Source organism: Haloferax sp. S2CR25 (assembly GCF_031624535.1).
GTDB classification, from domain to species: Archaea; Halobacteriota; Halobacteria; order Halobacteriales; family Haloferacaceae; genus Haloferax; species Haloferax massiliensis.
On the sequence record NZ_JAMQOO010000005.1, the window covers coordinates 153,147 to 170,112 of the forward strand.

Annotated in this window: 15 protein-coding genes and 1 CRISPR repeat array; of the genes, 12 read left to right on the plus strand and 3 right to left on the minus strand. The window is 66.4% G+C overall.

Going from position 1 to position 16,966, the window contains the following annotated elements; all coding sequences use genetic code 11:
• Position 1 precedes the first annotated feature (1 nt).
• Positions 2–994, plus strand: a complete 993-nt coding sequence (gene cas1b, locus NDI65_RS13545; protein ID WP_089781131.1) for a type I-B CRISPR-associated endonuclease Cas1b — start codon at positions 2–4, stop codon at positions 992–994.
• 1 nt (position 995) lies between these two features.
• A complete protein-coding gene (cas2, locus tag NDI65_RS13550; protein WP_089781134.1) occupies positions 996–1,256 on the plus strand; it encodes a CRISPR-associated endonuclease Cas2 in 261 nt (86 codons plus the stop codon).
• A 100-nt stretch (positions 1,257–1,356) separates the two neighbouring features.
• A CRISPR array of direct repeats spans positions 1,357–2,564; the repeat unit is 30 nt; unit sequence GTTTCAGACGAACCCTTGTTGGGTTGAAGC.
• Positions 2,565–2,623: 59 nt separating this feature from the next.
• Here cas2 and NDI65_RS13555 read toward each other — a convergent pair.
• Positions 2,624–3,682, minus strand: a complete 1,059-nt coding sequence (locus NDI65_RS13555; protein WP_310893743.1) for a glycosyltransferase family 4 protein — start codon at positions 3,680–3,682, stop codon at positions 2,624–2,626.
• A 182-nt stretch (positions 3,683–3,864) separates the two neighbouring features.
• Positions 3,865–4,944: a DUF354 domain-containing protein gene (locus NDI65_RS13560; protein ID WP_089781138.1), complete on the minus strand. Its 1,080-nt coding sequence runs from the start codon at positions 4,942–4,944 to the stop codon at positions 3,865–3,867.
• Positions 4,945–5,290: 346 nt separating this feature from the next.
• Here NDI65_RS13560 and NDI65_RS13565 point away from each other — a divergent pair, with 346 nt between their 5' ends.
• From NDI65_RS13565 to NDI65_RS13610, 10 genes are all read left to right on the plus strand, one after another.
• Positions 5,291–5,878 carry a metal-dependent hydrolase gene (locus tag NDI65_RS13565; protein ID WP_089781140.1) on the plus strand — a complete coding sequence of 196 codons (588 nt, stop codon included), beginning with the start codon at positions 5,291–5,293 and terminating at the stop codon, positions 5,876–5,878.
• A 182-nt stretch (positions 5,879–6,060) separates the two neighbouring features.
• The gene (locus NDI65_RS13570) at positions 6,061–6,636 is read left to right on the plus strand and encodes an acetyltransferase (protein ID WP_042661982.1); all 576 of its coding nucleotides are present in this window, start codon (positions 6,061–6,063) and stop codon (positions 6,634–6,636) included.
• Positions 6,633–7,736 (plus strand): DegT/DnrJ/EryC1/StrS family aminotransferase, encoded by a 1,104-nt coding sequence (locus NDI65_RS13575; protein WP_089781142.1) that lies wholly within the window; start codon positions 6,633–6,635, stop codon positions 7,734–7,736. Before NDI65_RS13570 ends, NDI65_RS13575 begins: the two co-directional genes overlap by 4 nt.
• Positions 7,733–8,827, plus strand: a complete 1,095-nt coding sequence (locus tag NDI65_RS13580) for a Gfo/Idh/MocA family oxidoreductase (protein ID WP_310893744.1) — start codon at positions 7,733–7,735, stop codon at positions 8,825–8,827. The genes NDI65_RS13575 and NDI65_RS13580 overlap by 4 nt, the downstream gene beginning before the upstream one ends.
• Positions 8,824–10,251, plus strand: a complete 1,428-nt coding sequence (locus tag NDI65_RS13585; protein WP_310893745.1) for a nucleotide sugar dehydrogenase — start codon at positions 8,824–8,826, stop codon at positions 10,249–10,251. The genes NDI65_RS13580 and NDI65_RS13585 overlap by 4 nt, the downstream gene beginning before the upstream one ends.
• The gene (wecB, locus tag NDI65_RS13590) at positions 10,248–11,333 is read left to right on the plus strand and encodes a UDP-N-acetylglucosamine 2-epimerase (non-hydrolyzing) (protein WP_089781147.1); all 1,086 of its coding nucleotides are present in this window, start codon (positions 10,248–10,250) and stop codon (positions 11,331–11,333) included. The genes NDI65_RS13585 and wecB overlap by 4 nt, the downstream gene beginning before the upstream one ends.
• A 37-nt stretch (positions 11,334–11,370) precedes the next feature.
• Complete coding sequence (locus NDI65_RS13595) at positions 11,371–12,360, plus strand: polysaccharide deacetylase family protein (protein ID WP_089781294.1); 990 nt, start codon at positions 11,371–11,373, stop codon at positions 12,358–12,360.
• A gap of 96 nt (positions 12,361–12,456) precedes the next feature.
• Positions 12,457–13,770 carry an antibiotic ABC transporter permease gene (locus NDI65_RS13600; RefSeq protein WP_089781149.1) on the plus strand — a complete coding sequence of 438 codons (1,314 nt, stop codon included), beginning with the start codon at positions 12,457–12,459 and terminating at the stop codon, positions 13,768–13,770.
• A gap of 303 nt (positions 13,771–14,073) precedes the next feature.
• The gene (locus NDI65_RS13605) at positions 14,074–15,162 is read left to right on the plus strand and encodes a GNAT family N-acetyltransferase (RefSeq protein ID WP_042661988.1); all 1,089 of its coding nucleotides are present in this window, start codon (positions 14,074–14,076) and stop codon (positions 15,160–15,162) included.
• A gap of 52 nt (positions 15,163–15,214) precedes the next feature.
• On the plus strand, positions 15,215–16,252 hold the full coding sequence (locus tag NDI65_RS13610; protein ID WP_089781151.1) for a GNAT family N-acetyltransferase: 1,038 nt from the start codon (positions 15,215–15,217) through the stop codon (positions 16,250–16,252).
• A 40-nt stretch (positions 16,253–16,292) separates the two neighbouring features.
• Here the strand turns inward: NDI65_RS13610 and NDI65_RS13615 are convergent, their stop codons facing one another.
• Positions 16,293–16,589 carry a winged helix-turn-helix domain-containing protein gene (locus NDI65_RS13615; RefSeq protein WP_089781153.1) on the minus strand — a complete coding sequence of 99 codons (297 nt, stop codon included), beginning with the start codon at positions 16,587–16,589 and terminating at the stop codon, positions 16,293–16,295.
• Positions 16,590–16,966: the final 377 nt, after the last annotated feature.

Here is a 16,966-nt window from a genome sequence, read left to right on the forward strand (position 1 = left end):
AATGGACAGGAACTATCACGTCTTCTCCGACGGTCGACTCGAACGAAGCGACGACACGCTGAGACTCGTCACCGACGCCGGCGACAAGAGCTACGTCCCGATAGAAAACGCGGAGGCGTTCTTCCTGCACGGACAAATCGACTTCAACACCCGACTGATGTCGTTTCTCAACCAGCGCACGGTCGCGCTCCACGTCTTCGGCTGGGAAGATTACTACGCGGGCTCGGTGATGCCGAAGCGCGGCCAGACCTCCGGGCGAACGGTCGTCGAGCAAGTCCGGGCGTACGAGGACACAGCCCACAGGCGACGGCTCGCGGCGGCAATCGTCTCAGCGAGCATTCACAATATGCGGACGAACGTCGTCTACTACAACAACCGAGACCGAGAGTTAGAGACCGAAATCGCCGATTTGGACGCCGCGTCAGCGCGCGTCGACCAGACACGTCCGATTGACGAGCTCATGGGCGTGGAAGCGACTGCCAGAAAGGCGTACTACCGGAGTTTCAATCGGATTCTCCCCGACGAGTTCCGGTTGGAGCGCCGGGAATACAACCCGCCACCGAACGAGATTAACAGCCTGATTTCGTTCGGCAACGCGCTCGTCTACGCCAACTGCGTCACGGCGATTCGCGCGACTGCACTCGACCCGGCGATCAGCTATCTCCACGAACCCGGAGAGCGTCGCTACTCGCTATCGCTCGATCTCGCCGACCTGTTCAAACCCGTTCTCGCTGATCGCGTGCTGTTTCGCCTCATCAACAGAAACCAGATTACGCCGAGCGATTTCGATACCGAGCTCGGGTCCTGCCTTCTCAACGAAGGCGGTCGGAAAACGTACACGAAAGCGTTCGAAGAGACGCTTGAGCGGACCGTCGACCATCCGAAGCTCAACCGCAAGGTGAGCTACCAGTACCTGCTTCGTCTCGAAGCGTACAAACTGAAAAAGCATCTGCTGACCGGAGAGGAGTACGAACCCTTCGAACGGTGGTGGTGAGATGTACGTCGTGATGGTGTACGACCTCGAAGCCGAACGGACGCACAAAGCGCTCAAACTGGGGCGGCGCTATCTGACGCACGTCCAAAACTCCGTCCTCGAAGGAGAGATCTCCGAAGGTGACCTAGCGACACTTCGGAACGAGGTCGAAGACCTGTTGAAGCCGGGAGAATCCACGATTATCTACGAACTGTCCTCGGACGCGCTGCTCAACCGCTCGGTGTACGGCGACGATCCGACCGAGGAAAAGCGCTTCCTCTGAGTTCCGTCGACCCCCCGGTCAATTCGGGTTACTGACGGTCGACGGAACTTCTTTATCGTAGTCGTCCTTCAGAAGGTCTGTGTCCGTGATATCGGGCATGGTTTCAGACGAACCCTTGTTGGGTTGAAGCATCTCCACGGTACTCGCTTCCACCTTCCACGACGACCGTTTCAGACGAACCCTTGTTGGGTTGAAGCTAACTAATATCGATGCGAAAGGGGCTGAATCATCGGGTTTCAGACGAACCCTTGTTGGGTTGAAGCTCGTTGAGGACGACCGTTGTGGGATCAACTCCAATTGTTTCAGACGAACCCTTGTTGGGTTGAAGCCGTCGCGTCGAACACGACATTACTCGGATAGCGTGTTTCAGACGAACCCTTGTTGGGTTGAAGCCGGCGCCGGTCAAGTTTCCCACCGTCGACTCCTTGTGTTTCAGACGAACCCTTGTTGGGTTGAAGCTCGATATTCGACGCGGTAGCTCCCATAGTTGAGCGTTTCAGACGAACCCTTGTTGGGTTGAAGCGCCAATGAAGGCGACGGAGACGGTGTGTTCATCACCAGTTTCAGACGAACCCTTGTTGGGTTGAAGCCCGCGGCGCTCCCAGCGCTCGGCTTGGGTTTCGACAGTTTCAGACGAACCCTTGTTGGGTTGAAGCGTCTTACCCCACGTTTCGCGCCCGTGCAAACACGGTTTCAGACGAACCCTTGTTGGGTTGAAGCCCGGCGAGTGCCGTCCCGCGCGTCGGGTTCGACGGTTTCAGACGAACCCTTGTTGGGTTGAAGCGCGTGATGGCTTCGACGCCCTCGCCCGACACGTCGTCGTTTCAGACGAACCCTTGTTGGGTTGAAGCGCTCTGGTCGGCCACGAGCTTAGAGAGCGCGGGCCGGTTTCAGACGAACCCTTGTTGGGTTGAAGCATTGAGTGACCTCTGTCGCGGTTGGTTGTGCAACGTGTTTCAGACGAACCCTTGTTGGGTTGAAGCAACCGCGCAACTGAGGGCGGGGATTCGCTTGTGACCGGTTTCAGACGAACCCTTGTTGGGTTGAAGCGCGCGACAATGCGGCCAGCGGTACTGCCGAACCAAGGTTTCAGACGAACCCTTGTTGGGTTGAAGCATGTGTCTGGTTTCCTCACAAAGCAGACAAAACGGGTTTCAGACGAACCCTTGTTGGGTTGAAGCGCGCGGAACTCGTCTTCCGAAGCGCGAACCGAGTTTCAGACGAACCCTTGTGGGGTTGAAGCCAGAACGTCGTTAGCCAGTCCGTCGAATGCCCCAGGTTTCAGACGTACCCGTTGATGGAAACCACTAGAGAGAGCTAGGCAGTCCGTCGTCAGCCGAAACCGACGCGAAAAAGAGACCCTGACGCTACGCCGCCTCGGCGTACATCGCCACCAACTCCTCGGCGTTCGACTGCCACGAGTAGCGCTCTTCGATGGCCGCCCGGTTCGTCCGACCCATGCGGACGGCTTCCTCGGGGTCGGAGACGAGTCGCGCGAGCGCCCGCGCCAGTTCCTCGGCGTCGCCGGGCGTGACGAGAATCCCGCGGTCGTCGGTGATGACCTCGGGGATACTGCCGACGGGCGTGGTCACGATGGCGTTTCCGCCGGCCATGCCTTCGAGCATGGCGATTGGGAGCCCCTCTGCGTACGTCGGAAGGACGAACACGGTCCCGCGGCCGATGAGGTCGCGCTTGTCTTCCTCGGAGAGGAAGCCGAGGTACGAGACGTTGTCGTGGGCGGCGGCGACCGCCTCGGCGCGGTCCGCGTGGGGGCCGCGGCCGCCGATGCTCACCTCGAAGTCGAGGCCGGGCGTGGATTCGAGTATCTCGACGGCGTCGAGGAACTCGCGGATTCCCTTGCGGTCGATGAGGTTCGAGACGAAGACGAGATGGACGGGGTCGGTCGGGTACGTCGGGTCGTACTCCGCGGGTTCGACGGCGTTGGCCATGACGTGGACTTTCTCCTCGCCGGCGAGTCGGGAGACGAGGCCGCGCCAGTACTCCGAGAGGACGACCACGTCGTCGACGGCGTCGAAGACGAGCGACTGGAGTCGGCGGACGGCCCGCGAGTCGGTGGCGAGGAAGTCGTCGAACGACGAGCCGTGGATGTGGAAGACGACGGGGACGCCCCAGACGTACTTCGAAAACAGGGCGAAGAACGCCGCGCGGTAGAACGAGTAGGTGTGCGACGAGTGGACGTGGACGATGTCCGGGCGTCGCTGGAAGGGGAACAGGGCGACGGCGACGAGCGACGAGAGGAGCATCCGCGCGGCGAGTTCGAGCCCCTCGCCTTTCGGCGCGGTGTAGCGCGTGTAGACGCGCACGTCCATCCGGTCTTCGAGGTAGCGACGCTGTTCGGTGATGTATCGGTCGATGCCGCCGGTGCCTTTCGGGCCGACGATGAGGAGTGTTTGCTTGGGCTTCATGGGTTGGTTTTCGGGTCGTGGTCGGGAATCGCGGGCCGGGGAATCGCGGCTTCCGAGTCGCGGGACGCGTCGAGGCGGGCGCGAGCGCGCGCCGGTCGATACGCGAAAATTGGGCGGTTCGGCGGTTAGTTATGGGTCGATTGACCGTCTTCGGGGGAGAGGGGAGTGCCGAGCGGCATCGACTACGCCGGCACGGTGTGTCGCGTCAGCGAGTCGACCCTCTCGACGGAGCCGTAGTTCAGCGCCACCTGGACGATGACGTCGGTGAGGTTCACTTTGTCCGCGAGGAACGCGTCGCGTTTGTCGGCCCAGCGGGCCTTCGCGCCGTCGTCGGCGAGGAGTTCCTCGGCGCGGGCCATCACGTCGTCGAACGACTTGAGGTTGGAGATGAGCCCCTGCCGTTCGAGTTCGACGAAGTTGCCCATGTCGTCGTCGCCGACGAAGGAGTTCGACCGGATGGCGGGCGTCCCGAGGAGCGCCGCCTCGGTGACCATGGTCTGGGTGTCGGCGACGAGCAGGCTCGCCTCGGCGAGCACGTCGTGGACGAGCGCGGGGTGGAAGTCGAACGGGCGGGTGTCGAGGTCGCCGTCGCGGCGTTCTTCGCTCTCGTCGAGGACGAAGACGGTCGCGCGCTCGCCCAGCATCTCGATGAGTTCGCGGCGTCGCTCGGGGGTGAAGCCGCCGTGGCCAACGTCGTGGTGCGAGCCGAACGCGTTGAATCGGACGACGACGAACTTCTCGTCGGGGTCGAGGCCGAGTTCGGCCCGGATGTCCACCGAGGGCTCGTACACGTCGGGGTGGAGATAGGCCGTCTCTTTGAACCCGCGGAACTGGTAGTGGTTGTCCGCGAGGTCCTTCCCGAAGGTGTGGGGCGTCAGAATCGCCTTGGCGAACGGTCGGGAGACGACGTGGTCCAGCGAGGTCGGCTCGGAGTCGAGGAGGAGGACCACGGGCGTCCGCGAGACGGCCCCGGCGTGGGCCGCGTAGCCGCCCATCCCGAAGATGAGGTCCGGCTTGAACCGCCGCACGGCCCGGAAGATGTTGACGTAGTGGAACGGGAGCGATTTGAAAAGCGAGTACTTCGTCGTCCCGCAGGAGCCGTAAATCTCGTGGGGGAGGTCGTAGTATTCGAGGAGGTCCGTGGTACAGCCGTAGTCGCGGCCGAGGACGAGCACGTCGTGACCCATCGCCTGAAGCTCTCTGACGGCGTACTTGTAGAGGTGGACGTGCGCGGGCGTGTTGGTGAAGAACAGGTATCGCATACTCTCTGGACGTTCCACGCGCCCCGCGGGAGTAGTTATACGGCGTCTACCCGCCGCATTCGGGGGAATCGCCGCCCGTTTCCGGCCGCGAAAATCCCTCTGGAGCCGTTACGGTCGCCATAACAAAACCCGGACGAACACTCGGGTTCCCTGACCGGGCGCTCGCGCGCCGTTATCGCCTACACCGCACCCGACGCGGAACATCCGCACCCGACGCGGGCGGAACTCTCGCACCTCCACGACCGACCGCGACGCGCCCCACAACCCAGATGTTTCAGACACGTATCCCCACCACGCCGCGACGAGAAACTGACGACACGGACGCGACCGCCCGGAGCGACCGCTGATGTTCCCGTGGGAACACGCCGCCGTCGGCTACATCATCGTCTCGCTGTGGGCTCGGGCGACCGGCCGGAAGCTCGACGGCTGGGCCGCGCTGGCGGTGCTCGTCGGAACGCAGTTCCCCGACCTCGTCGACAAGCCGCTGGCGTGGTCGTTCGGCGTTCTCCCGAGCGGCATCTCCGCGGCCCACTCGATTCTCGTCTCGGTTCCGGTTTCGATACTCGTCGTGGCCGTCGCGCGGCGCTACCGGGCGGCGACGGTCGGCGTCGCCTTCGCCCTCGGCTACCTCTCGCACATCCCCGCGGACCTGCTGTACAACGGCTTTTTCTTCGGGAACTACGACGTGATTCGGGCGTTCCTCTGGCCGCTGTCCCACGGGAGCGAGTCGTCGATGGGCGGCTTCTTCGCCCAGACGTGGTTCTATCTGCGCCGCTTCGTCGTCTTCCTCGCACGGCCCGAGGCGTGGGTGTTGGTCGCGTTCGAACTCGCGTTGCTCGGCAGCGCCGTCTGGCTCTGGCTCGGCGACGGCGCGCCCGGCGTGGGGCTTCTCAAACGCTCGGTGACCGGAATCCGCCGCGGCGTTACGAAGTGACTGCGGCCGGATTTCGGGCGGCAATCACTCCATAACAAAGCCCTCACCGAGACTGAATTTCGCTAAGGCAGGCAGACTCCCCGCCGACATGATATGAGATTCCAGATTTTCCAGTCGATTCGGTCGTCCGCCGAGTCGACACAGACGGCCGACGGAGCGCGACCGACGCGAGGTGGACGCCGATGAGCGCCGAGGTGGGCGTCGAGTCCCACGTCGACGACGGCGTCACCATCGGCTACGGCGACGGCGACGACCCGGTCATCGGCGACCGGGCGCGAATCCGCGCCGGCACCATCGTCTACGACGACGTGACCATCGGCGACGACTTCGTCACCGGCCACAACGTCCTCGTCCGCGAGCACACGACCATCGGCGACGGGGTCCTCCTCGGGACCGAGACGGTCGTCGACGGCACCACGACCATCGGGTCGCGCGTGAGCATCCAGACGAACGTCTACATCCCCACCAACACCCGCATCGGCGACGACGTGTTCGTCGGGCCGGGCGTGGTGATGACGAACGACCCCTACCCGGTCCGCACCGACGCGGAACTCGTCGGACCGATAATCGAGAACCACGCCTCCATCGGCGCGAACGCGACGCTCCTCCCCGGCGTGACGGTCGGCGAGGGCGCGTTCGTCGCCGCCGGCGCGCTCGTCGTGAACGACGTGCCGCCGCGCACCCTCGCCGTGGGCGTCCCCGCCGTCCACCGCGACCTACCGGAGCAACTGCGGGGAGAAAACAGGATCCGACGATGAGTTCAGACCACATCTCAATCGCCGCACCACAACTCGGCGCGGCCGAACGGGACCGAATCGCAGACGTCCTCGAAAGCGGCATGATAGCCGACGGCCCCGAGGTTCGGGGCTTCGAGCGGGAGTTCGCCGACTACTGCGGCGCCGACCACGGCGTCGCCACCTCCAACGGGACGACGGCGCTTCACGCCGCGCTTCACGCGCTCGGTATCGGTCCCGGCGACCGCGTCCTGACGACGCCCTTCACGTTCATCGCGACGGCCAACGCCGTCGCCTTCGCGGGCGCGGAGGTGGGCTTCGTCGACATCGACCCGCGGACGTACAACATCGACCCCGACGCGCTCGAAGCGCGACTGCGGGCCGGCGAACAGGTGGACGCGGTCATCGCGGTCCACCTCTACGGTCTCCCGGCAGACATGACGCGCCTCGCGGAACTCGCCGAGGAGTACGACTTCCTGCTCGTCGAGGACGCCGCGCAGGCCCACGGCGCGGAAGTCGAGGGACGGCGCGTCGGCTCCCTCGGCGACGCCGCGTGCTTCTCGTTCTACCCGACGAAGAACATGACCACGAGCGAGGGCGGGATGATTACCACCAACCACGCGGACGTCGCAGAGCGCGCCGCCCGGTTCGTTGACCACGGCCGCGTCTCCGGCTACGAACACGCCGAGGTCGGCCACAACTTCCGCATGACGAGCATCGCCGCGGCCATCGGCCGGGTCCAGCTCGAACGCCTCCCCGAGTTCACTCGCGCGAGGCAGGCGAACGCCGCCGCGCTCACGGAGTACCTCGAAGACTCGCCGGTCACGACGCCCCACACGCCGCCGGACCGGACCCACGTCTTCCACCAGTACACCGTCGCCTGCGACGGCGTCGAGCGCGACGCTCTCAAGTCGTACCTCGACGCGAAGGGCATCGCCACGGGCGTCTACTACCCGAAGCCCGTCCACAAGCAACCCGCGTACGAACACCTCGCGGTGTCGGCCCCCGTCGCGGAGGAGGCCGCGAGGCGGGTGCTCTCGCTACCGGTCCACCCCGGGCTCAGCGAGGCCGACGTGGAGCGCGTCGGGACCGCGGTCGCCAACTACGCGGAGGTGGCGAGGTGAGCCGAGAACCCGCCGGACGCCGCACCGACGGCGGACAAGAGCGCCCGGTTCGCGCGGGCGTCGTCGGCGTGGGCTCGATGGGGACCAACCACGCGCGGGTCTACGCGGAGCTTCGCGGCGTCGAACTGGTCGGCGTCGCCGACGCGGACGCGGAGCGCGCCGCCGAGGTCGCCGCCGACTTCGGCACCGACGCGTACGGAGTCAAGGAACTCCTCGACCGCGTGGACGTGGTGACGGTCGCGGTGCCGACGCCCTATCACGAATCGGTCGCCCGGCAGTGCATCGACGCCGGCGTCCACGCGCTCGTCGAGAAACCCTTCGTCGACGACCTCGACGCGGGCGCGGAGCTGGCCGCGCTCGCCGAGGACCGCGGCGTCGTGCTCCAAGTGGGCCACATCGAGCGGTTCAACCCGGCCGTCCGCGCCCTCCCCGACCTCCTCGACGGCGTCGAACCAATCGCCATCACCGCGAATCGACTCGGCCCGCCGCTGAACCGCGAGATGGGCGACGGCGTCGTCATGGACCTCATGATTCACGACATCGACGTGGTGCTCTCGCTCGTCGACGCCGACGTCGACCGCGTGGCCGCGACCGCCACGCCAGACGAGCAGTACGCGACGGCGCAGGTGACCTTCGAGAACGGCGTCATCGCGTCGCTCACGGCGAGTCGGCTCACCCAGCAGAAGACGCGGACCCTCGATATCACCGCGCGCGACCGACTCATCCGGGTCGACTACCTGAACCAGTCGGTCCAGATTTTCCGCCAGTCGCGGCCGGACTACCTCCGGGACAACGGGGGCGTCCGCTACCGCCACGAGGTGGTCATGGAACAGCCGATGATTTCCACCGGCGAGCCGCTGAAGCGCGAGCTACAGGCGTTCGTCGACGCCGCCACCGACGGCGGCCCGGTCCTCGTCTCGCCGGCCGACGGCCTGCGCGCCATCGACCTCGCCCGGCGCATCGAGGCCGACGCCGAATCGACGGTTCGGAGCGTCGAGACCGCTGAGAACGCGGAGGCTGCGGAGACCGCGGAGAGCGCGGAGACCGCGGAGACCGCAGAGACCACGGACTCCTCGGAGGGCCGGCAATGAGCCGCGAGCGACCCGGGCTGTACGGCTCCGACCGCTCGCCCGACGAACAGACGCGGGCCCTGCGCGCCGGCGAGGTCCCCGTCGCGGTGTACGGCCTCGGCAAGATGGGCCTCCCGCTGGCGGCCGTCTACGCCCGCGCGACGGGCAACGTCACCGGCGTCGACATCAGCGAGGACGTGGTCCGCGGCGTCAACGACGGCGAGTGCCACGTGGCGAAGGAACCGGGACTGCCCGAACTAGTCGCCGAGCAAGCCGAACGCGGCGCGCTCCGGGCGACCACCGACGGCGTCGCCGCGGCCGAATCCGCGGCGATTCACGTCATCATCGTCCCGACCCCGCTGACCGACGACCGCGAGCCCGACCTCACGGCGTTCGAGGCCGTCCTCGACAGCATCGCGCAGGGACTCGCTCCCGGCGACCTCGTCGTCGTCGAGTGCACCGTCCCGCCGGGGACGAGCAAGGACCTCGTGGTCCCGTATCTCGCGGACCGAAGCGGCCTCTCGGCCGGCGAGTTCGGCGTGGCGTTCTGCCCCGAGCGGACCTCGTCGGGCCGGGCGCTCCGCGACATCACCGAGTCGCACCCGAAAATCGTCGGCGGCGTCGACGCCGAGAGCACCCGCGTCGCGGCGCTCGTCTACGGCGAGATTACCTCGAACGAGGTGATTCCCGTGCGCGACGCGACGACCGCGGAGGCCGTGAAACTGTTCGAGGGCGTCTACCGCGACGTGAACATCGCGCTCGCCAACGAACTCGCGCGGCTCCGCGACGACCTCGGCATCGACGTGACCGAGGCAATCGACGCGGCCAACACCCAGCCGTACTGCGACATCCACGCGCCCGGCCCGGGCGTCGGCGGCCACTGCATCCCGTGGTATCCGTACTTCATCACGAGCCGAGTCGAGGCCGAGACGCCCCTGCTCCTGACCGCCCGCGAGGTCAACGACAGCATGCCGGCGTTCACCGCGGACAAACTCCGCGACGAACTGGCCGCAGCGGGCCGAGAGATTCGGGGCGCGACCGTCGCCGTCCTCGGCGTCACCTACCGCCCCGGCGTCGCCGAGACGCGCGCGACCCCCGCCGCGGGCGTCATCGACCGACTGAACGACCTCGGCGCGACCGTCCTCGCGGTCGACCCGATGCTCTCCGACGAGGTGGTCGCCTCGTTCGGCGCGACCCCCGTCGCGCTCGCCGACCTGCCGACCCGCGCTATCGACGCGGCCGTAGTCGTCACGCCGCACGAGGAGTTCGACGGCATCGACTGGGCCGCCTTCGACGACCTCGTCGTCGTCGACGGCCGCGGCACCCTCGGCGACATCGGCCACCGCGTGTACGAAATCGGCGGCGGGCCGCGGGGCGGGGCATCCGAGACCGAGGCCGACCCCGAGGTGGCGGCCGACGCGCCGCGCGGAGGGCCGGGGCGATGAGCCGTCTCAAAGTGCTCTCGGTCGTCGGCGCGCGCCCGCAGTTCATCAAGGCGTTCCCCGTCTCCGACGCGCTCAGGCGCGACCACGACGAGGTGCTCGTCCACACCGGCCAGCACTACGACGAGTCGATGTCGGGCGTGTTCTTCGACGAGCTCGACATCCCGGAACCCGACTACAACCTCGGGGTCGGCTCGGGCGGCCACGCCGCCCAGACCGCCGAGATGATGACCCGGCTGGACGCCGTCGTCGCCGACGAAGCGCCCGACGTGGTGCTCGTCTACGGCGACACCAACTCCACGCTCGCGGCGGCGCTCGTGGCCGCGAAGCGCGACCCCGCGCTGGCGCACGTCGAGGCCGGCCTGCGGAGCCACAACTGGGCGATGCCCGAGGAGGTCAACCGCGTGCTCACCGACCACTGCTCGGACCTGCTGTTCGCGCCCTCCGAGTCTGCCGCCGAGACGCTGGCGAGCGAGGGCATCCGCGACGGCGTTTCCGTGACCGGCGACGTGCAGTACGACGCCGTCCTCCGGGTCCGCGAGGCCGCCCGCGAGCGGTCGACGATACTCAACGGACTCGACCTCCGAGACGGCGAGTACGTCCTCGCGACGGTCCACCGCGCCGCCAACACCGACGACCGCGACCGCCTCGAAGGCATCGTGGAGGGGCTGGCGTCGTCGGAACTCCCGGTCGTCTTCCCGGTCCACCCGCGGACCGAGGGGGCGCTCGAAGCCAGCGGCCTCTGGTCGCGGCTCGCCGACGCCGAGAACGTCGTCCTCGTGGAACCGGTCGGCTACCTCGACTTCGTCCGCCTGCTCGACGGCGCGGAGCGCGTCGCCACCGACTCCGGCGGCGTCCAGAAGGAGGCGTTCTACCTCGACACCAGGTGTCTCACGCTCCGCGACGAGACCGAGTGGACCGAGACCGTCGACGCCGGCTGGAACGCCCTCGTCGGCGCGGACGCGACCGCGATTCGGGCGGCGCTGGCCGACGAGAGCCCGCTCCCGGAGAAGCCCTCGCTGTACGGCGACGGGAGCGCCGCCGAGCGAATCGTCGCCGCGCTCTCGGAGTACGAGCATGCGTGAGAAGAAGGGAGACGCAGATGCGCGAGGTGACCCCCGCGTGACCCGCACGGAACCGAGCGAGTCCGGGCCGGGCTTCGCGGTCTGTCTGACCCACGACGTGGACCGCCCGTACAAGACGTATCAGGGGCTGTACTACGCGGCGAAGTCGAATCCGGGCTATCACCTCCGGACGCTCCTCCGCCGGGAGAACCCCTACTGGCAGTTCGAGGAGGTCATGGCGCTCGAACGCGACCTCGGCGTCCGCTCGTCGTTCTACTTCCTCAACGAGCCGAGCCTCCTCGAAACGGGGTCGCTGTCGGACTGGCTCGAACCGAAGAACTGGGTCGAACACCTCGGCCGGTACGACCTCGACTCGGCCTCGGTCGCCACCGCCGTCCGCGACCTCGACGAGGGCGGCTGGGAGGTCGGCATCCACGGCTCGTTCCGGTCGTGCGACGACTTCGACCGCCTCCGGACCGAGAAGCGCGAACTCGAAGCGGTGCTCGGCCACGAGGTCGTCGGCGGCCGCCAGCATCACCTCAAACTCGGGCCGAACACGTGGCGCTACCACCGCGAACTCGGCCTGAAGTACGACGCCAGCCCCGGGTCGAGTTCGGAAAACGGCTTCCAGCACGGCTACCGGCCGTTCAGACCCTTCGACGACGACTTCGTCGTCTTCCCGCTGACGCTGATGGAGGTGTCGCTTCCCGACCCTGGGTCGGCGTTCGACGAGGCGTGGGCCGAGTGCGAGCGCCTCTTGGACGAGGCCGAGGCGAACGACGCCGTGATGACCGTGCTGTGGCACCCGCGGTACTTCAACGAAGACGAGTTCCCCGGCTACCGCCGGCTCTACCGCCGCATCGTCGAGCGGGCGCTCGACCGCGGCGCGTGGGTCGGCCCCGTCGCCGACTACTACCGCGAGTTCCTCGCCGACCGCGAGCGCGGCGGTTCCGGTGATTCCGACGACGACGCGGACGAGAGGGCGACCGACAGCGCGACCACCGACAGCGCGACCCCCGGCGGCGCGGGTCGCTCGCTCTCTCCGTAGAATCCGGCGACGTCGGTCGGTATCGGCCCCATAACAAAGCCGCCAGCGGGCTTCCTCTCGGACAGCCAATACCCCTCAGAGAGGCTATTCTGTATCATGAATCCATCACCGAAGCAGTATCACCGCGACGGCGACGCCGACACGGAGCGACTCCAACGGTACGTCGACGTGCTCGACGACGTGCTCGACTACGCCCGCGAACGCGACTACAAGGGCTGGGACTACGGCGACGGCATGAGCAGCAGGCTCCTGCTTTCGGTCCCCATCGACAACCGCTGGTTCAACCTCGCGGTCCAGGAGTTCATCAAGCGCTCGCCCGTCAACGTCCGCCCGCTGTTCCTCGTGGAGCAACGCCGAAATTTCAAGGGCATCACGCTGTTCGCCATGGCGAACCGGACCCGTGCGCAGTTGGCCGAGTGGTTCGACGGCGACCGCCCGGCGGAGACGTACCGCGAGGACGCGGCGGCGCTGACGGAGTGGCTCGTGGAGAACCAAGCCAAAGGCTACAGCGGCTTCGCCGGCAGTCACCGCCACGTCATCCAGCACATCTCGGGTCGCAACGGCCCGCGGTCGGGGATTCCCCACTCGCCGAACATCGTCTCGACGTCCTACGGCGTCAAGGCGCTCCTCGCCGGGCGGGAGTTCGACCCGGACTACCCGGACATCGCCAAGACCGCCGTGGACGTGCTGCTCGACGACCTCAACTACCGGCCGAAGGACGACGGCGCGGTCATGGACTACTACCTCTCGCACCCGAAAGACAGCTACACGCTCAACGCGCTGGCCATCGGGGCGCGGCTGTTCGTCGAGCTGTACGACCACTTCGGTGACGAGGAGTTGTTGACGCGCGCCGAGAAGGTGTACGACTTCGTCGCGTCGAAGCAGACCGACCGCGGCGGGTGGTACTACCGCGAACCCGCGAGCGCCTCGCACCTCTCGATGGACAACCACCACAACGGCTTCATCGTCGAGTGCTTCCAGCGCTACGAGCAAATCGTCGGCAGCGGTCGGTACGACGACACCCTCGAACGCGGCCTCGACTTCTACGCCCGCGAGCTGTTCGACGAGGACGGCGCGCCCAACTTCGACGAGGAAAACCCCTACCCGCGGGACATCCACGCGACGGCGCAGGGCATCCTCGTGTTCACCTACGCCGGGCAGTACGACCGCGCCGAGCGCGCCATCGACTGGGCGCTCGCGAACATGTACGTCCCGTCCGAGGGTCGGTTCTACTTCCGCAAACACCGCTTTTACACCAAGCGCATGACGCTCATGCGGTGGTGTCAGGCGTGGATGGCCTACGCCATCGCCGAGTACGTGGCCACCAGAATCTCCGGGGAACCGACACACGGCTACGGCATCGACGCCGACGGTATCGAGCGCCTACGGGCGGCGGCAGAGAGTCCCTGACGGCGTGTAGGCCGGCGCGAACGCCGGCTAGTCGCTTCATAACAAATCCCCGTCCTCTCGTCACAGTAGTTCGAGAATGTCTTTTCGAATGATACACGCCGACGCGGCCCGACCGGACCGCGGGTCGATTTACGGGGCCGCCGCGTCCGCCGGTGAGTCGGCTGATTACGGTCTGTTCGGACGGTTTGAACGGGTCTGCCGAGACGGTCGGATCGGGCGGGACGGTCGAGGGGGGCGGGACGGTCCCGCCCCGTGTTGTCGAGGGCCGCGGACGCGGTGCGAACACCTGACGCCTTCCAGCCCATGACCATCGAAATCGCCGAGTTCGACCACGGCGACCGCGACGAGTGGGACACGTACGTCGAGCGGTCGAGTCAGGCCAGCTTCTTCCATCAGTACGAAGCGCTGCGGCTCCAAGCGAAGCACTCGAACTCGACGCTCCACCTGCTCGTCGGCTTCAAGACCGAAGAGCCGGTCGGGCTGTTCCCCGTCTTCGAGATTCGAAAGGGGCTGGTCAAGACGGCGTTCTCGCCGCCACCGCACATCGGCGTCCCGTATCTCGGACCCGTGATGCTCGACGCCGGCAACATCAAGAGCCGGAAGTTCGAGCGCCGCCGCAACCAGTTCATCGACGGCTGTACCGCGTGGATAGACGAACACATCGGCCCGAACTACACGCACGTCCGCGTCGGCGACTACTACACCGACATGCGGACGTTCCTGTGGGGCGGCTGCGACGTGTCGCCGAAGTACACCTACAACGTCGATTTGACCCGCGACGAGGACGAGCTCCTCATGTCGTTCAGCCGGAGCGCCCGCCGGAACATCCGCGACGGCCGAAAGCTCGTCTCCGGCATCGAGGAGGGCGACCGCGACGACATCTGTTCGATCCTCACGCTGGTCAAAGACCGCTACGAGGAACAGGACCTGTCGTTCGACGTACCGCCGCAGTTCGTCACGGACCTGTACGACTCGCTGCCGGCGGGGCAGGTCCGACCCTACGTCTTCCGGTACGACGGGACGTTCGTGAGCGGGATTCTCGCCCTCCAGTACGGGGACACGCTCTACCGCTGGCTCGGCGGCGTCCGGCCCCAGCGGGACTTCGGAATCGACGTCAACGACCTGCTGGACTGGCGAATCATGCGCGACGGCATGGACGCCGGGATGCGCCGCTACGACCTCGTCGGCGCGAACAACCACCGACTCAACCGTTACAAGAGCAAGTACAACCCCGAACTCGTCACGTTCTACCAGATCGAACACGGGGCGCTCCCGGTCAGAACCATCGCACACCTGTACAAGAGCCGCCTCGGTCCCGGCATCGAGATGTTGTCCCGGGGAAACGGGACGAGCCTCTCGTCGCGACTCGTTTCGGGGCTGTTCCACCGATGACGACCCGACCGCCGCACCGACCGACGACCACCAACCCGCACGACCACGACACATGTCACAACTCCGTATCGAAACCCTGAGCCTCGACGAGTGGGGAGCCGCGCTTCCCCCGTCGGGCACCGAAGTCTTCCACACCCCCGCAGTGCTCGCCGCCATCGACGAGCACTTCGACGGCGAGATGCACCTGTTCGGCGTCTTCAAGGGCCAAGAGCCGGTCGCGCTGTTCCCGACGTTCGTCCGCCGGAACCCCCTCGGACGGGTCGTCGTCTCCCCGCCGCCGTCGATGGCGATTCCCTACATCGGCCCGGTGATGATGCCGAACAGCCCGAAACAGAGCGCCTACGAGTCGGTGAACCGCGAGTTCGCCGACCTCGTGGTCGAGGAACTCGGCATCCGCTCGAACCGGACGTTCGTCCGCCTGCTCTGTTCGCCGGCGTACCTCGACCCCCGCCCGTTCGAGTGGACCGGTTTCGCGGTCAAGCCCTCCTTCACCTATCGGCTCGACCTCGACGGGCGCTCGCTCGACGAGATTCAAGCCCAGTTCAGTAGTAGCCTCCGCCGCGAGATTCGGCAGGCGCGCGAACTCGACGTCACCATCGCGGACGAGGGACTCGACGGGGCCCGCGTCGTCTACGACGACGTGGTCTCGCGGTACGACGAGCAGGACGAGCCGTTCGGGATGCCCTGGGAGTTCGTCGAGTCGATGGTCGAGAATCTCGGCGACCGGTGTCGAGTGTACGTCGCCCGCGACCCCGACGGCGAGTACCTCAGCGGCATGATAGTCCCCTTCTCCGCCGAGGTGGGCTACTTCTGGCTCGGCGGCGCTCGCGGGCAGTACGACGGGGTCAGCATCAACAGCCTGCTCCATTGGACTATCATCGAAGATATCGTCGAGGACGAAGCGCTCGCGTCGGTCACGAAGTACGACCTCGTCGGCGCGAACACGGAGCGGCTCTGCAACTACAAGTCGAAGTTCGGCGGCGAGCTCGTCCCGTACTACGTCGTCGAGTCGACCGGCGTCGGGATGAACCTCGCAAAGCGGACCTACCAGCTCCTGAACAAGGGGTCGGAGCGAATCGCCACGAAGTAGGCGGGACGCGAACGCGGACGCGGTCACCGAACGACCGCGCTCACGCCATCTGCTGTGTCTGAATGACGGTCCAGATGTTCTCGGCGTCGTCGGTGATGCCGTACACCCGCCCTTTTCGGCGCTGTTCCGGGACGAGAAGTTCCACGAGCGAACGGTCTCTGAGTTCCTGCAGCGCCCGCGAGACGTGGGCGACCGCGCTCTCGGAGTCGGTGGCGATTTGCGTCGGCGTCGCGGGGCCCTCGGAGAGCCTCTCAAGCACGGAGACGCGGTAGTGAGAGCTGATAACGAAGCCCACGTCGTCCCACGGTACGTCGTCGGTCCCGTCGACGGAACTCACGCAACGCCCACCTCGCTTGGGGAGACGGGTCGATAGGCGGTCGAGTCGGGGCGGTCTCTCGGGGTCGATAGGCGGCGAGCGCCGACGGCGGCCCGGCGGAGGCGACGGTTCGCATCGCTCGGGGCGGTGGCGGCGGTCGTGGCGGACGTGACGGTCGGCGACGAGCGGAGCACTGACAGTAGCGGAGACGTATCTACCGAAAACAGGCGCATTAACGGGAGGTTAACCGCGATGTCGGCGGGTGCCCGGCGTGCCGGCCGCATCGGTTCGATGCGCATTCGTTCGTTAGTACGAACTTAATTACATAAAGTCTCCGTTTGAATTATATTCTCTCGTTCGTGAGAGTCTCGAAGTTTTGAACGTCGCGTTGACAGGAG

Bases quoted from the DNA above. Each gene is read 5' to 3' on its own strand.
- cas1b (WP_089781131.1), top strand. From the start codon at position 2: ATGGACAGGAACTATCACGTCTTCTCCGACGGTCGACTCGAACGAAGC.
- cas2 (WP_089781134.1), top strand. From the start codon at position 996: ATGTACGTCGTGATGGTGTACGACCTCGAAGCCGAACGGACGCACAAA.
- NDI65_RS13555 (WP_310893743.1), bottom strand. From the start codon at position 3,682: ATGAAGCCCAAGCAAACACTCCTCATCGTCGGCCCGAAAGGCACCGGC.
- NDI65_RS13560 (WP_089781138.1), bottom strand. From the start codon at position 4,944: ATGCGATACCTGTTCTTCACCAACACGCCCGCGCACGTCCACCTCTAC.
- NDI65_RS13565 (WP_089781140.1), top strand. From the start codon at position 5,291: ATGTTCCCGTGGGAACACGCCGCCGTCGGCTACATCATCGTCTCGCTG.
- NDI65_RS13570 (WP_042661982.1), top strand. From the start codon at position 6,061: ATGAGCGCCGAGGTGGGCGTCGAGTCCCACGTCGACGACGGCGTCACC.
- NDI65_RS13575 (WP_089781142.1), top strand. From the start codon at position 6,633: ATGAGTTCAGACCACATCTCAATCGCCGCACCACAACTCGGCGCGGCC.
- NDI65_RS13585 (WP_310893745.1), top strand. From the start codon at position 8,824: ATGAGCCGCGAGCGACCCGGGCTGTACGGCTCCGACCGCTCGCCCGAC.
- wecB (WP_089781147.1), top strand. From the start codon at position 10,248: ATGAGCCGTCTCAAAGTGCTCTCGGTCGTCGGCGCGCGCCCGCAGTTC.
- NDI65_RS13600 (WP_089781149.1), top strand. From the start codon at position 12,457: ATGAATCCATCACCGAAGCAGTATCACCGCGACGGCGACGCCGACACG.
- NDI65_RS13605 (WP_042661988.1), top strand. From the start codon at position 14,074: ATGACCATCGAAATCGCCGAGTTCGACCACGGCGACCGCGACGAGTGG.
- NDI65_RS13610 (WP_089781151.1), top strand. From the start codon at position 15,215: ATGTCACAACTCCGTATCGAAACCCTGAGCCTCGACGAGTGGGGAGCC.